This is a genomic window from Pseudomonas sp. D(2018) (genome assembly GCF_005502555.1).
Lineage (GTDB): Bacteria > Pseudomonadota > Gammaproteobacteria > Pseudomonadales > Pseudomonadaceae > Metapseudomonas > Metapseudomonas resinovorans.
On record NZ_SCOK01000008.1, the window covers coordinates 66,715 to 81,592 of the forward strand.

The following is a 14,878-nucleotide window of genomic DNA, read 5'->3' on the forward strand; positions in this document are numbered from 1 at the left end:
TCCCCCAGGATATTCACTCCGGCCAAAGCCTCTCGGCCGGGTGGCCTGCTTATTGCAGAACCTGGGCATCGAACAACAGCATGCCGACTAATTGACAGGTCGGTACGCCAGGGAGAGCACGCTCCCCTGGCCCCAAGGGGGTAGTGATGAAGGCGGTCATTCTTGCCGGAGGCCTGGGCACTCGCATCAGCGAGGAGTCCCACCTCAAGCCCAAGCCGATGATCGAGATCGGCGGCAAGCCAATCCTCTGGCACATCATGAAGATCTACTCCCATTACGGCATCCAGGATTTCGTCATCTGCCTGGGCTACAAGGGCTACGTGATCAAGGAGTACTTCGCCAACTACTTCCTGCACATGTCCGATGTCACCTTCGACATGTCGAAGAACACCATGGAAGTCCATCAGCGCTACGTCGAGCCCTGGCGGGTGACGCTGGTCGACACCGGGGAAGAGACCCTGACTGGTGGCCGCCTGCGTCGCGTCCGCGAGCATCTCGGCGACGAGCCGTTCTGCTTCACCTACGGCGACGGCGTGGCGGACATCGACATTGGCGCGCTGGTGGATTTCCATCATTCCCACGGCAAGCCGGCCACCGTGACCGCCATCCAGCCGCCGGGGCGTTACGGCGCGCTGGGCCTGGATGAGGAGCGGGTCGGCAGCTTCCAGGAGAAGCCTGCCGGTGATGGCTCCTGGATCAATGGTGGCTTCTTCGTGCTCGATCCCTCGGTCATCGACTATATCGACGGCGACCAGAGCAGTTGGGAAGGGGCGCCCTTGATGCAGCTGGCGGCCGATGACAAGCTCATGGCATTCCGCCATCGCGGCTTCTGGCAGGCCATGGATACCTTGCGCGACAAGAATCAGTTGAACGACCTCTGGTACGGCGGCCGCGCGCCCTGGAAGGTCTGGTAATGGGCCAATTCGCCGAGCGTTATCGCGGGCGCCGGGTCCTGGTTACCGGGCATACCGGCTTCAAGGGCAGTTGGCTGACCGCCTGGCTGGTCGAACTGGGGGCCGAGGTGACTGGCGTATCCCTGCCTGTGGAGGCTGATGGCGACGCCCGCCACTGGACAGCGCTGCAACTGCCGGTAACAGACCTGCGCGGCGACATCCGCGACGCCGAATTCCTGCGCGGAGTAGTCGCGGCCCAGCGTCCCGAAATCGTGTTTCACCTGGCTGCCCAGTCCTTGGTCCGGCCGTCCTACCGCGACCCGCTGCTGGCCTGGTCCAGCAACGTCATGGGGACCGCCAACGTGCTGGAAGCCTGCCGCCAGGTAGAAGGCGTCGAGGCCGTGCTGGTAGTGACCACCGACAAGGTCTACGAGAACCATGAATGGTCCTGGGGCTATCGCGAGTCTGACGGGCTTGCCGGGCATGATCCCTACAGCGCCTCCAAGGCTGCTACGGAGTTGCTCTGCGACAGCTACCGCAAGTCCTTCTGGCAGGAACGGGGCCCGCTGCTGGCCACCGCGCGGGCCGGCAACGTCATCGGGGGCGGTGACTGGGCGGAAGATCGCCTGATTCCCGATCTGGTTCGTGCCGTTCAGGCGGGCCGCGAGCTGGAAATCCGTTCCCCCTCGGCTACCCGGCCCTGGCAGCACGTGCTGGAGTGTCTCTCCGGCTACCTCTTGCTCGGCCAGCGCCTGCTGGAGGGTGATCGTGCCTGCGCCGAGGCCTGGAACTTCGGTCCTTCACCCGAGGCCAACCGACCGGTGGCGCAAGTGCTCGATGCGCTGCAGCGGCACTGGCCGGCCTTGGGTTGGCGTGCCACGTCCAGTGATGGCCTGCACGAGGCTCAACTGCTCTACCTGGACAGCGCCAAGGCGCGGGCGCGCCTGCGCTGGACGCCGGTCTGGGCGCTGGAGACTGCCCTGGAAATAACCGCTGACTGGTATCGCCGCGACCTCGCCGGCGAGGGGCCAGCCACTTTCGAACAACTGAAACGCTTCGGCGAGGCGGCGCGCCAGGCGGAGTGTGTATGGGCTTGAACCTGGCCACTACGCCCATCGACGGCCTGGTGCGCGTCGACTGTCCTTCGCATCGTGATGAGCGTGGCGCCTTCACCCGCCTGTTCTGTGCTGACAGCCTGGCGCCCTTGCTGGGCGAGCGACGCATCGTTCAGATCAACCAGTCCCGCACCTGCGCCGTCGGTGCCGTGCGTGGGTTGCATTTCCAGCATTTTCCCCATGCCGAGATGAAGCTGGTGCGCTGTACGCGCGGCCGAGTGTGGGACGTGGTCGTCGATCTGCGCCGTGGGTCGCCCAGCTTCCTGCGCTGGCATGCGGAGGAACTGAGCGCTGAGAACCAGCGCATGCTGGTGATTCCGGAAGGGTGTGCCCACGGCTTCCAGGTACTGGAGACCGACAGCGAGCTGCTGTATCTGCACACCGAGTTCTACCGCCCCGACGCCGAGGGCGGTCTGCGCCACGATGACCCCGCACTGGCGATCGCCTGGCCGTTGGAGGCGCGCGACCTGTCGCAACGTGATCGCCAACATCCTTTCCTCACCCCGGACTTCATCGGACTGGCCCCATGAACTGTCGGCATTGCCATACCGCGCTGCAGCACCCATTTCTGGACCTTGGTCATGCGCCGCCGTCCAATGCCTACCTGACCGCTGCCGACCTTGCCCGGCCCGAGCGCTATTTCCCGTTGCGCCTGTGGGTCTGCGACCAGTGCTGGCTGGTGCAGACCGAAGACTATGCCGAGGCCGGCGAGCTGTTCGATGCCGAGTACGCCTATTTCTCCTCCACCTCCAGCAGTTGGCTGGAGCACGCACGCCGCTATGCCGAGCGTATGCATGAAAGTCTCGGACTGGGCGCGGACAGCCTGGTGATCGAGGTCGCTTCCAATGACGGCTACCTGTTGAAGAACTTCGTTGCGGCGGGCATTCCCTGTCTGGGTGTCGAGCCCACTGCGAGCACCGCTGACGCGGCCGAACGTCTCGGCATTCCGGTGCTGCGCGAATTCTTCGGCGAGGCCCTGGGCCGGCGCCTGGCGGAGGACGGTCGTCAGGCGGACCTGCTGATCGGCAACAACGTGTTCGCCCACGTGCCGGACATCAACGATTTCTCCCGTGGCCTCAAGGCCGTGCTCAAGCCCGGTGGCACCCTGACCCTGGAGTTTCCGCACCTGTTGCGGCTGGTCGAACTGGTGCAGTTCGACACCGTCTACCACGAACATTTCTCCTACCTGTCGCTCTACAGCGTCGAGCGCATCCTGACGGCCGCTGGCCTGCGAGTACGCGACGTCGAGGCGTTGGCCACCCATGGCGGCAGCCTGCGAATTTTCGCCTGCCACCAGGACGACGAGCGCCCCTGCTCGGCGGCAGTGGATGCCGTACTGCGGGCAGAGGCGAGCGCCGGCTTGCGTGACCTGGCGATCTACAGCGGTTTCCAGGCCAGGGCGGATCGGGTGAAGGACGATCTGCTCGGCTTCCTGCTGGAGCAGAAGCGGGCAGGGCGACGAGTCGCCGCCTATGGTGCCGCAGCCAAGGGCAACACCATCCTCAACTACGCCGGGGTCAAGCCCGACCTGCTGCCCTGGGTGTTCGACGCTGCGCCGTCGAAGCAGGGCAAGTACCTGCCAGGCAGCCATGTGCCGATCCGCTCCCCAGAGGAGCTGGACGACGTGCGGCCCGACCTGCTGTTGATCCTGCCGTGGAACATCGCGGATGAGGTGATGCGGCAGAACGAACGCATTCGCCAGTGGGGCGGGCGTTTCGTCACGGCCGTCCCGACATTGGAGGTCAAATGAACCCGCGTATCCAGTACACCCGGCCGTCCATCTCCGAGTTGGAGGTGCAGTACGTGACCGATGCTGCCCGCAATGGCTGGGGGCCGCGCTGCTACGAGTACATCGAGCGCTTCGAGGCTGCCTTCAAATCTCACTTGGGCGTGAAGCATGCCATCGCCACGTCGAGCTGCACTGGCGCCCTGCACATGGGGCTGGCGGCGCTGGGTGTCGGTGCCGGCGACGAGGTGATCCTGGCGGATACCAACTGGATCGCCTCAGTCGCGCCGGTCGTGCACCTGGGGGCGACGCCGGTATTCGTCGACATCCTGGAGGACTCCTGGTGCCTGGATCCGGCTCGAGTCGAAGCTGCCATCACGCCGCGAACCAAGGCGATCGTTGCCGTGCACCTGTACGGCAACCTTTGTGACATGGAAGCGCTGCTGGCCCTCGGTGAGCGCCACGGCATCCCGGTGGTGGAGGACGCGGCCGAGGCCATCGGCGCCCAATACCTGGGGCATCGTGCCGGCAGCCTGGGGCGTTTCGGGGCGTTCTCCTTCCATGGCACAAAGACCATGACGACCGGCGAAGGCGGCATGTTCGTCACTAATGATGATGAGCTGTACGAGCGTGTGCTGAGCCTGTCCAACCACGGCCGTGTGCGTGGCCAGACGCGCCAGTTCTGGCCCGACTTGCTGGGCTTCAAGTACAAGATTTCCAACCTGCAGGCGGCCCTGGGGTGTGCCCAGGTCGAGCGGATCGACGAACTGATCGAGCGCAAGCGCGGGATTCTCACGGCCTATCGACACCGCCTTGAAGGTCTCGCCGGCCTCAGCCTCAACCCGGAGCCAGCCGGAACCCGCATCGGCGCCTGGATGCCCACCGTGGTGTTCGCCGCCGAGCTTGGTGTCTCGCGCGAACGGCTACTGGCGCGCTTCGCCGAGGACAATATCGACGCGCGGGTGTTCTTCTACCCGCTGTCGGACCTGCCGATGTTCGAGGGCTACCGGAAACCCGACGGCGGCAATGCGGCCAGCATCGCTGCACGGGCCGTCAACCTGCCCAGCTTCCACGACATGTCCGAGGAGGAGATCGATCGGGTTTGCGCGGTCATCGAGTCCCTGCACCGCGAGGCTGGCCGGTGAGCACCGTGGTGATTTCCCAGCCGATGTACTTCCCCTGGGTGGGGTTGTTCGAGCAATGGCGGCTGGCCGATGACTTCGTGTTCTTCGATGACGTGCAGTTCGCCCGTGGCTTCATCAATCGCGTGCAGTACAAGACGCCGACCGGCAGCAGTTGGCTGACCGTCCCGCTGCGCCAGCACAGCCGCGATGCGCGCATCTGCGACCTGGAATGCTCGGAAGAGGGCGGTTGGCGCGACAAGCATCTGCGCAGCCTGGCGCTGTCACTGGCGGGAACGCCGTACCTGCAGGACGCCATGGGCCTCGCTGAGTCGGTGCTGCTGCGCCGCGAGCTGAGTTTCTGCGACCTGCTGATCGAAGGCATGCAGGCCGTCGCTGGCTACTTCGACCTGCTGGAAGGCAAGCGGCTGCACCGTTCTTCGCAGCTCGAGGTGCCGGGGCGCAAGAGCGAGCTGATCCAGGGACTGGTAACCCGCCTGGGCGGCGACCGCTATGTGACCGGCATGGGCGCTTTGAATTACCTCGATCACGAAGCCTGTGAACGGGGCGGCATCGAGGTTTGCTACATGGACTACCGCAAGCGCGAGTACCCGCAGAAATTTGCGCCGTTCACCCCCTACGTCACCGTCCTCGACCTGGTGGCCAACTGTGGGCGGGATGGGCGGCTTGTCATTGAATCGGATGTGACGCCTTGGCGGGCGGTAATGGCTGAACGGGATCGAGCATGAGCAATCTCAACGAAGTGACCTCGCAGTACAAACCCGGGGCAGTGACCTCCCTGGAGAACGAGCTGATCCTCAACTGGTATCCGCCGCGCATCCTTGGCCGCCTCGACGGCATGGGGTACCGCTCGCTGCTGGAGCTGGGGCTTGGGCACGGCTATACCACCGCGCTGTTCAATCGCCATTTCACGCGTCACGTGGTGGTGGAAGGGGCGTCGGTGGTCATCGACCTGTTCCGCCAGAACTATCCCGATCTGACCATCGAGCTGGTGGAAGGCTACTTCGAGCATTTCAGCAGCGACGAGCAGTTCGACGTGGTGATGATGGGCTTCATCCTCGAGCATGTGGATGACCCCGGCCTGATCCTGCGTCGCTTCCGCAAGCACCTGCGGCCCGGTGGCCGGCTCTATGTCGCGGTACCCAATGCCAAGTCGTTGAACCGTCGTCTGGGCCTGGCAATGGGCAAGATCGGTGATATCTACGAGCTCAATGCCAACGACCATGCCCTGGGACACCAGCGTCAGTTTTGCCGCGACACCCTGAAAGCGCTGCTGCACGAAGAGGGCTACCAGGTTACTTGGGAAGAGGGCATCTACCTCAAACCGCTGCCGCTCGGCTACATGCAGACGATGCCGGAGTTCGAAGAAAACTTGCGTGCCATGTGCGAGGTCGGTGTGGATTTTCCTGACCTCTGCGTCGGTCTGCTGATGGAAGTGCAGGTGTCCTGATGCCGCGTGCGCTGGTGGTGGGGCCCAACTCGATGCTTGGCAGCCGATTGAGCGAGCGCTTGCGTGAGCTCGGCTGGGACGTCCTTGGCGTCGGCCGGCGTGCCGAATGCGACGTATATCTGGATCTCGGCGGCGCGGAGTTGTGCCTGGACTACCCCGTGCTGAAGGCCGATGTGCTGTTCCATTGTGCCTCCGCATTCGGCGATGACTCGCCCGAGGGTGCCTGGCTCAACGAGCGGGTCAATGTTCTGGGCAGCCATCAGGTTCTGGCCTTGGCCCGAGCGGCGGGTTGTCGGCAGGTGATATACGCCGGCAGCGTGTCCTCTACTGCGCAAGCGCCGGATCTTGGCTCCTACGGTGCATCCAAGGCGCGTGCAGAGCAGATACTCGCGTGGGGTCTGGAGCGGGAAGGGCTCGGTTTCGCCAGTTTGCGCCTGGCCCAGCTCTACGACGAGCGCGGTGAGTGCGTGAACCATCAGCGCTGGTTCGGTCGCATCGTCAGCTACGCGCGCACCGGCCGCACGTTGCGTTTGCCCCCGGGCGATGCCCTGCGCAACTTCGTCCACGTGCGAGATGCCGTGGCCGCCCTGGTTCTAGCTGCGGACCAGGGGCTGCGTGGGGTCACGGACCTTTGCCATCCCCAGGGCCATAGCTACCTTTCCATCGCACGCCAGGCTTGCGAGGTGTTCGGCAGTGGCGGTGAAGTGGTCATCGCACCTGAGAAGGTGCCGTTCCACCACACGTTATTTCCGGCACTCTCGCCGGAGTTCTCAAGCCTGCGTTTCACCAGCCTGCTGGAAGGTCTGCGCGGTATTCGCGACGGTGGCCATGCCCAGCGCTTCGAGGTCTTCGATGTCCACTGAGTCCCGTGCCATGCGTGTCCTGGTGACGGGCGTCGGCGCCATCATCGGCCAGGGTATCGTCAAGTCGTTGCGCCTGTTGCCGGGCGTCCAGGTCGTTGGCCTGGACCGCGACCCCGGTGCTTTCGGCCGACATGCCTGCGATGTGTTCATCTGCAAGCCGGCGCTGTCGGAAGCCGATCCCGCCTATGGTCGCTTCCTGCTGGACCTGTTGGAACGCGAGGCGATCGACCTGGTCCTGCCGGGAATCGAGCAGGACGTGTTCTATTTCGACGACAATCGGGAGCTGTTCGCGGCGTCCCGAGCCGCCGTGGCACTCAACGACAGCCGTCTGATCCAACTGGCGCGCGACAAGTGGCGGATGCATGAGGCGCTGCTGGAAGCCGGCATTCCAGCCATTCCATCCCGTATCGAGCCGGATTGGCGACAGGCCCTGGAGCAGCTTGGGCCGGCGCCGCTGCTGTGCAAGCCGCGCCGGGGTTCTGGTGGGCGTGGCCAGGCCCTGGTAGAGGACGAAGACGACATGTCCTACCTGGCGCGCAAGCACGGTGACAATTTCATGTTGCAGCGCCTGATCGGCAGCGCCGATGAGGAGTACACCGTCGGGCTGTTCGGTTACGGCGACGGCCATTCAAGCCGGCCGGCCATCCTGCGCCGCACCCTGGGGCCGGGAGGCGCTACCTGGCGGGCGCAAAGCATCGCCTTCGATCCGCTGATCGAAGGCGCTTGCGAGGAGCTGACTGCCTATTTCCGGCCGGTGGGGCCAACCAACTACCAGTTCCGCAAGGCAGAGGGACGTGCCTGGCTGCTGGAGATCAATCCGCGCCTGTCAGCATCGGTGTCGCTACGGGCGGCGCTGGGCTTCAACGAGGCGGCGATGAGCATCGACTACTACTGCCGCGGGAAGCGGCCGGACGCTGAATCCTGGCGACCGGCGCGCTGCACTCGCTACATCGAAGACCATATCGAGTACCTATGATCGCTGTGATTTCGGACGTCCATGGCAATTTCCCGGCCCTGCGCGCGGTACTCGCGGAGGCGGATCGGCTCGGTTGCAGCCGGGTGATTTCCCTCGGCGACGTCACTGGTTACTACGCCGAACCCGAAAAATGTATCGATCTTCTGGTGGCCCGCGATGCTATCCAGCTGCTCGGCAACCATGACGGCTATTTGACGGAAGGGACGGGATGTCCCCGTTCACGTCTGGTGTCTTCGCTGCTGGAACACCAGGCGCGGGTGGTCCGGGCGGACCAGTTGGCGCTGTTGGCGAGCCTTTCATCCCTATACGAGGAAGGCGATGCCTGCTTCGTCCACGGTGGCTGGGAAGATCCGCGTGACCAATACCTTTACCGGGTTTCCGAGGAAAAGCTCACCGGCGATTGGCGTTTCTATTTTTCCGGCCACACCCATGTGCAAGTGCTGGCGACCCTGGGCGCGAAGACGTATTGCAATCCCGGTTCGGTCGGGCAGCCGCGCGACGGCGACCCGCGTGCGGCATTCGCAGTCTTCGACGGTTCAAAGATCCGCCTGCAACGCGTGGCCTATGACGTCGACGAGACGGTCCAGGCCATGCGGCGGGCGGGCTATGACGAGCCCCGTTTGTGGGAAAACCTCTACATTGGCGCCCAGATTGGCGGGCGCATCGACAAAGTCGAAATCATCGAGCGAGAGAACGCAAAGTGAGCGCAAACGAAGAGTTCCAAGCCGAAGTGCAACGCAACATCGAGGCCGCAGGTCAGGACGAGGGACTGAAGGCGCGCTCCCTGGACTGGATGCTGGAGGCGGGCGGCAAATACCGTTATTCCTACAATTTCACCTGGCTCGGCCGGCCGATCATCCAGTACCCGCAGGACATCGTGGCGTTGCAAGAGCTGGTCTGGGCCATCCAGCCGGAGCTGATCATCGAGACCGGTATCGCTCATGGCGGCTCGCTGATTCTGTTTGCCTCGCTGCTGGAACTCAACGCTGCTTGCGGCGGGCCAACCGATGCGCGGGTACTCGGCATCGACATCGATATCCGTGCCCATAACCGAGAGGCCATCGAGGCCCATCCGATGTCGCGGCGCATCGACATGATCCAGGGTTCCAGCATCGCCCCTGAGGTCATCGAACAGGTGCGTCGGCAGGCCCAGGGCAAGCGCGTGCTGTTGTCCCTGGATAGCAACCACACCCATGACCATGTGCTGGCGGAGCTTGAGGCTTACGCGCCCCTGGTCACGCCGGGCAGTTACTGCGTGGTGTTCGATACCGTAGTCGAGGACACCCCCGACGAGCTCCAGAACGGCCGTCCCTGGGGACGTGGGAACAGCCCGAAGTCGGCGGTTCGCGAGTATCTGAGCCGCCACCCGGAGTTCCAGGTGGATGAGCGGATGGATCATAAATTGCTAATCAGCGTTGCGCCGGAAGGTTACCTGAAGCGGGTTTGACGCTGGGCGACCCAGGCACTCGGGAAGAGCGTCGGTCACTACAAGATTTCCAATGCGAGGTTTGCATGCAAAAGCTTCAAAGCAGGGTTGTGGTCAGCTTGCCGGTCTACAACGAGGGCCCTTATGTCCTCGAGACGCTGAAGTCGCTGGCCGCCCAGACTCATGTCGATTTCCAGGCACTGGTGGCGGACAACGCCTCCAGTGACGACACCGGCCGCATCTGCCAGGCGTTCTGCGCCGCCGACCCGCGCTTCCATTACGTCCGCCATGAGGAAAACCTCGGCGCGTCTGCGAATTTCCGCTTCTGCTTCGAGCAGACCGATTCGGAGTACTTCATGTGGTTGGGCGGCCATGACGTGCTTGCCCCTGAGTTCCTCGCCGAAACGTTGACGCTGATGGAAGCCGACGAGCGCATCAGCCTGACCTACACCCAGACGCAATGGATCGACGAGCAGGGACAGGCGCTGGGGCGGACCAATGGCGGCAACTACGTGTTCGACGAACCCCTGGCGGCGGATGAGCGATACCTTCGCGTGTTGCATGCCCTGGATCGCTGCGAGGCGGTCAACCAGCTGATTCGTCGCGACTGCATCGACATGGCGTTCCGGCCAGTGGTGAGCGCCGACCTGGCGTTCCTCTGTCACCTTGCCGCTCACGGTCCGTTCGCTCGCGTCGAGAAGCCTCTCTACCTGCGCCGCGAGATCAGCAACCGCACCAGCTCGGCCATGGAGCGCATGACTGGCAAGAAGGTTGCGCCGCGCTATCACGAATTGGCTTCCCTGTTCACCGAGAGCATCTGCTCGCACCGCAGTCTCGGTGCCGAAGCCAAACCGGTGCTGGTGAAAGAGGTGCTGGCCTGGATGGACAAGCGCTTCGCGCTGTTTTCCAGTGTCACTCCGAAGCCGGAAGCCCAAACGGTCACCCCGTCGAATGAAGGGCCTGCTCCCTTCTTCAGCGTCGTCATGCCGGTCTACAACCGCGAACGCTATGTGCGCCAGGCCATCGAATCGGTGCTGGCCCAGGACGATGCCGACTTCGAACTGGTGGTGGTTGACGACGGCTCTACCGACCGCTCGGTGCAGATCATCCGTTCGATCCAGGACCCCCGCGTGCGCTTGCTCCACAACCACCACGGTGGCGGTGCCTCGGCGCGTAACACGGGGCTTGCGGCTGCGCGCGGGGCGTTCGTGGTATGGATCGACAGTGACGACCTCCAGGCCAAAGGCGCCCTGGCGGCCTTGCGCCGGAGCATCTCGCAGAACCCGGATGCCGATGTGTTCTACGGCGACCTGGAGATCTTCGACGAGCGATTCCCCGGCCAGGTGCACCACACTCGCTATGCGGATTACCAGGGCAAGTCGCTGTTGCCGATGCTGATCCAGGCCAACTGCCTGCCCAACCCCGGCACTGCGGTGCGCCGCTCGCTGTACCAGCGTCATGGCGAATACGACACGGCGTTCACCCGCTGCCACGACTACCAGATCTGGACCCGACTGGCCGACACGGCCAACTTCAAGAAGGTGGAGACGGTTCTCTGTCACTGGCGCCAGCACGGCGAGAGCTTGTCCAGCGCCAAGACCCGTGCCTTCGAAGGCAAGGTGGTACTGGATGCCTTCGCCCGTTATCCCGTCAGCCGCCTGTTCCCCGACCTCGCTGACGACCAGGCGGGGCAGGGCGCTGCGTGCTGGCGCGTGGCCAATACCCTGCGCCAGCTCGGCGAGTTCGGACCTGCGCTGCGCATGGCTCACAAGGCCTGTGCGCTCGGCCATTACGACGCCGAGGCCCTGGCCGAGCTGGAGAAGCTTGCCGGCCCGCGCTACGAGCCGCTGCTCTCCGTCATCATGACCACCTACAACCGCCCTGAATTGCTCAAGGATGCACTTGCCAGCGTCGGTCGCCAGACCCTGCGCGACTTCGAGGTCATCCTGGCGAACGACCATGGCGATCCGGTGGAGTCGCTGCTGCAAGCCTACGATTTCCCCATCACCTACCTCTACCAGGGGCGCAACCAGGGCCCCGCGGCGGCGCGAAACGCCGCGCTCAAGCTGGCGAAAGGCAGGTATGTCGTTTTCCTCGACGATGACGACGTGTTTCTCCCCGACCACTTCCAGGTGCTGGCCGAGGCGCTCGTGTCGCAGCCTGACTCGGTGGTGTACAGCGATGCGGTGTTCATCACCGAGTCCATCGAGAACGGCGAGCGTATCGAGCTTGCTCGTGAGCAGCGATATCCCCATGACGCGTTTTCCAGGGATCGCCTGTTCGTCAACAACTACATCCCGGTCAATACCTTCGCGGGTCCGCGTGAGCTGATCGCGGGCGTCGGCGGATTCGACGAGAGTTTGTCCGGCCTGGAGGACTGGGACTTCCTGATGCGGCTCGCTGCTCGGGCAGAGTTCCACCATGTTCCTGCGGAAACGGTTGAAGTGCGGATGCGCCAGGTAGAGCCTGCACGGCGCTCGGAGCAGGCGCTCAAGGACTATCCGGCGCTGTACCGCGAGCTCTATTCGCGCCATTCCGACGGCGGTAGCGACGCGGTGCGTGCGGGTCGGGACGAGATGCTGCGTCGGATGGGGGGATCGGGTTCGGGCGTTCGTTTTCACGACTGGCTGGCGAAGCGTTCGCTGACCGCCGCCCAGCAGCGCCTGGTGGACGAGCGCCTGGCCCAGCACGGGCAGGGACCTTCCGTCGGGATCGTGGTGCTCGACCTCAAGGGCGACAAGGCGGCCTTGGCCGCCACTCTGGCGTCTCTCGAACCGTCGCGCCTGACCTATCGCAACATTCAGCCGCTGTTGCTGACGGTGGCCGCCGAACCGGTGGAAGGTTTTGCCGGCCAGGTAGTCAATGTGGCCGCTGACGATTGGGTTGCCCCCCTCAACGAGGCGCTGGGCAAGGCGGGCTTCGACTGGCTGACCCTGGTGGGCGCCGGTGACGAACTCACCGCCAACGGCCTGCTCATGGCTTGCCTGGAGTTGCTCAACGCGCCTGATTGCCGCGCCATCTACTGCGACGAGATGTACCGCCAGGCTGATGGCAGCCTGGGGGCCGCTTTCCGTCCGGCGCTCAACCTGGACTACCTGCTGAGCTTCCCGGCGGGTATGGCGCATCACTGGCTGTTCCGCCGCGATGTCCTGCTGGACGTCGGCGGCTTCGACGCGGAGCACAGCGACTCGCCGGAATTCGAACTGATCCTTCGCCTGATCAGCCAGGGCGGCCTGGCCGGGCTGGGTCATGTGGCCGAGACGCTGTTGATCACCGACGCTCCGGCACTCGCGGACCTCGAGAGCGAGAAACAGGCCATCCTCCAGCACCTGCGCGAGCGCGGCTACCAGCGTCCGCAGGTGACGTCGAACAAGCCGGGCCGGTACCGGATTCGCTACGGGCACCCGCAGCAGCCGATGGTGTCCATCCTGGTCATGGCTGGCGGCAACCTGGCGCGCCTGCAGCGCTGCGTGGAGAGCGTGCTGGAAAGTACCCGCTATCCGCGCTACGAACTGCTGCTGGTAGAGAGCGACCAGGCGGCTGTGGACGTTCGTGACTGGCTGAAGGCGCTTGAAGGCATGGGTGAGCCGCGCCTGCGGCCGATATGGCCATCGGTGTCCTGTTCCACCCTGCCTGCGGCGATGAACCTCGCAGCGTCCAAGGCGTCCGGGGACTACCTGCTGTTGCTTTCGCCAGACACCGCCGTGGTCGATGGCGACTGGCTGGACGAACTGGTCAACCATGCCCAGCGGCCGGAAGTCGGTGTCGTCGGCGGATGCCTGCTGGGGGCCGACGGCAAGGTGCGCCATGCCGGCCTCGTCCTGGGACTGGAAGGTCCGGTGGGTCGTCCCTTCGTTGGCGAGGCGCTGGATGCGCCCGGCTATATGCAGCGCCTGCAGGTCGATGTGGACTACAGCGCCGTCAGCCGTGACTGCCTGATGATCCCCCGCGAACTCTACCTGGAGCTGGGCGGAGTGGCTGACGATGTCACCGACCATTTCCTGGACCTGGACCTGTGTCTGCGAGCCAGGCAGGCAGGCTTCCTGAGTGTCTGGGCCAACAACGCGCGTCTGATGCTGGATCCCGAGGAAGCACCGACTGCGGCAGGCGCTGCCGAGCAGGATGTGGTCTTCGGCAAGTGGCTGCCAGTGCTGGCCCGTGACCCGGCCTACAACCCGAACTTCTCCCTGGCCCAGCCGGGCGGTTTCAAGCTGGCGGATACCGCGATTTCCTGGCGCCCGCTGTCGTCGTGGAAGCCGCTACCCACCGTGCTGGCCCATCCGGCGGACTTCTACGGTTGCGGCCACTATCGGGTGATGCAGCCTTTCAGTGCGCTGCAGCAGACCGGGCTGGTGGACGGCGCCCTGTCCGTGGGGCTGATGCACGTGACCGATCTCGAGCGCTACGAGCCGGACACCATCATCCTGCAGCGGCAGATCGGCGATGAGCGCCTGGAGGCCATGCGCCGGATGAAGGCGCTATCCGGTGCCTTCAAGATCTACGAGCTGGACGACTACCTGCCCAACCTGCCGATCAAGAGTGTGCACCGGGAAAATATGCCGAAGGACATCGTCAAGTCCTTCCGGCGCGGGCTGAGCTATGTGGATCGCTTCGTGGTCTCCACCGATGCGCTGGCCGAGGCGTTCGCTGGTATGCACGAGGATATCCACGTGGTCGAGAACCGCTTGCCCGTGGGCTGGTGGAAGGGGGTTCAGGGCCTACGCCGTACCAAGGCCAAACCGCGTGTGGGTTGGGCGGGTGGTGCCAGCCACACAGGCGACCTGGAGCTGATCGCCGATGTCATCAAGGAGTTGGCGAACGAGGTGGAGTGGGTCTTCTTCGGCATGTGCCCGGATAAGCTGCGCCCCTACATCCACGAGTACTACGGTGGCGTTGCGATCGAGCAGTACCCGGCAGCCCTGGCCCGGTTGAACCTGGACCTGGCCCTGGCGCCGGTGGAACAAAACCTGTTCAACGAGTGCAAGAGCAATCTGCGCCTGCTGGAGTATGGCGCCTGTGGGTTCCCGGTAATCTGCAGCGATATTCGCTGCTACCAGGGCGACCTGCCGGTTACCCGCGTCAAGAACCGCTTCAAGGATTGGGTGGAAGCCATCCGCATGCACCTGGCCGACCTCGATGCTGCTGCGCGTTTGGGTGACGAGTTGCAGGCGGTCGTGCATCGCGACTGGATGCTGGAAGGCCGTAACCTTGAGCTGTGGCGCCAGGCCTGGACACCCGGGTCACGTTGACCGCGTCACGCCAGCGCACCGAAAAGGCCCCGTCATTC

12 protein-coding genes are annotated in these 14,878 nt (G+C 64.3%); all 12 read left to right on the forward strand.

Annotation, left to right across the window (positions count from 1 at the left end):
* Window positions 1-146: 146 nt before the first annotated feature.
* Window positions 147-914, forward strand: a complete 768-nt coding sequence (gene rfbF / locus FFS60_RS07985) for a glucose-1-phosphate cytidylyltransferase (RefSeq protein WP_028626523.1) — start codon at window positions 147-149, stop codon at window positions 912-914.
* Window positions 914-1,990 carry a CDP-glucose 4,6-dehydratase gene (gene rfbG / locus FFS60_RS07990; protein ID WP_137821662.1) on the forward strand — a complete coding sequence of 359 codons (1,077 nt, stop codon included), beginning with the start codon at window positions 914-916 and terminating at the stop codon, window positions 1,988-1,990. The genes rfbF and rfbG overlap by 1 nt, the downstream gene beginning before the upstream one ends.
* Complete coding sequence (gene rfbC, locus FFS60_RS07995; RefSeq protein WP_137821663.1) at window positions 1,981-2,538, forward strand: dTDP-4-dehydrorhamnose 3,5-epimerase; 558 nt, start codon at window positions 1,981-1,983, stop codon at window positions 2,536-2,538. The genes rfbG and rfbC overlap by 10 nt, the downstream gene beginning before the upstream one ends.
* Window positions 2,535-3,758 carry a class I SAM-dependent methyltransferase gene (locus tag FFS60_RS08000; protein WP_137821664.1) on the forward strand — a complete coding sequence of 408 codons (1,224 nt, stop codon included), beginning with the start codon at window positions 2,535-2,537 and terminating at the stop codon, window positions 3,756-3,758. Before rfbC ends, FFS60_RS08000 begins: the two co-directional genes overlap by 4 nt.
* Window positions 3,755-4,879, forward strand: a complete 1,125-nt coding sequence (locus FFS60_RS08005) for a DegT/DnrJ/EryC1/StrS aminotransferase family protein (RefSeq protein WP_137821665.1) — start codon at window positions 3,755-3,757, stop codon at window positions 4,877-4,879. The genes FFS60_RS08000 and FFS60_RS08005 overlap by 4 nt, the downstream gene beginning before the upstream one ends.
* Window positions 4,876-5,604: a WbqC family protein gene (locus tag FFS60_RS08010; protein ID WP_137821666.1), complete on the forward strand. Its 729-nt coding sequence runs from the start codon at window positions 4,876-4,878 to the stop codon at window positions 5,602-5,604. Before FFS60_RS08005 ends, FFS60_RS08010 begins: the two co-directional genes overlap by 4 nt.
* On the forward strand, window positions 5,601-6,326 hold the full coding sequence (locus FFS60_RS08015) for a bifunctional 2-polyprenyl-6-hydroxyphenol methylase/3-demethylubiquinol 3-O-methyltransferase UbiG (protein WP_137821667.1): 726 nt from the start codon (window positions 5,601-5,603) through the stop codon (window positions 6,324-6,326). Before FFS60_RS08010 ends, FFS60_RS08015 begins: the two co-directional genes overlap by 4 nt.
* The gene (locus FFS60_RS08020) at window positions 6,326-7,189 is read left to right on the forward strand and encodes an NAD(P)-dependent oxidoreductase (RefSeq protein ID WP_137821668.1); all 864 of its coding nucleotides are present in this window, start codon (window positions 6,326-6,328) and stop codon (window positions 7,187-7,189) included. Before FFS60_RS08015 ends, FFS60_RS08020 begins: the two co-directional genes overlap by 1 nt.
* On the forward strand, window positions 7,179-8,165 hold the full coding sequence (locus tag FFS60_RS08025; protein ID WP_137821669.1) for an ATP-grasp domain-containing protein: 987 nt from the start codon (window positions 7,179-7,181) through the stop codon (window positions 8,163-8,165). The genes FFS60_RS08020 and FFS60_RS08025 overlap by 11 nt, the downstream gene beginning before the upstream one ends.
* Window positions 8,162-8,869, forward strand: coding sequence for a metallophosphoesterase (locus tag FFS60_RS08030; protein ID WP_137821670.1), 708 nt, complete (start codon window positions 8,162-8,164; stop codon window positions 8,867-8,869). Before FFS60_RS08025 ends, FFS60_RS08030 begins: the two co-directional genes overlap by 4 nt.
* Complete coding sequence (locus tag FFS60_RS08035; protein ID WP_137821671.1) at window positions 8,866-9,612, forward strand: cephalosporin hydroxylase family protein; 747 nt, start codon at window positions 8,866-8,868, stop codon at window positions 9,610-9,612. The genes FFS60_RS08030 and FFS60_RS08035 overlap by 4 nt, the downstream gene beginning before the upstream one ends.
* 65 nt (window positions 9,613-9,677) lie before the next feature.
* Window positions 9,678-14,840, forward strand: a complete 5,163-nt coding sequence (locus FFS60_RS08040; RefSeq protein WP_137821672.1) for a glycosyltransferase — start codon at window positions 9,678-9,680, stop codon at window positions 14,838-14,840.
* Window positions 14,841-14,878 lie beyond the last annotated feature (38 nt).

Coding starts and splice junctions, on each gene's coding strand:
- rfbF (WP_028626523.1), top strand. CDS start 147: ATGAAGGCGGTCATTCTTGCCGGAGGCCTGGGCACTCGCATCAGCGAG.
- rfbG (WP_137821662.1), top strand. CDS start 914: ATGGGCCAATTCGCCGAGCGTTATCGCGGGCGCCGGGTCCTGGTTACC.
- rfbC (WP_137821663.1), top strand. CDS start 1,981: ATGGGCTTGAACCTGGCCACTACGCCCATCGACGGCCTGGTGCGCGTC.
- FFS60_RS08000 (WP_137821664.1), top strand. CDS start 2,535: ATGAACTGTCGGCATTGCCATACCGCGCTGCAGCACCCATTTCTGGAC.
- FFS60_RS08005 (WP_137821665.1), top strand. CDS start 3,755: ATGAACCCGCGTATCCAGTACACCCGGCCGTCCATCTCCGAGTTGGAG.
- FFS60_RS08015 (WP_137821667.1), top strand. CDS start 5,601: ATGAGCAATCTCAACGAAGTGACCTCGCAGTACAAACCCGGGGCAGTG.
- FFS60_RS08020 (WP_137821668.1), top strand. CDS start 6,326: ATGCCGCGTGCGCTGGTGGTGGGGCCCAACTCGATGCTTGGCAGCCGA.
- FFS60_RS08025 (WP_137821669.1), top strand. CDS start 7,179: ATGTCCACTGAGTCCCGTGCCATGCGTGTCCTGGTGACGGGCGTCGGC.
- FFS60_RS08030 (WP_137821670.1), top strand. CDS start 8,162: ATGATCGCTGTGATTTCGGACGTCCATGGCAATTTCCCGGCCCTGCGC.
- FFS60_RS08040 (WP_137821672.1), top strand. CDS start 9,678: ATGCAAAAGCTTCAAAGCAGGGTTGTGGTCAGCTTGCCGGTCTACAAC.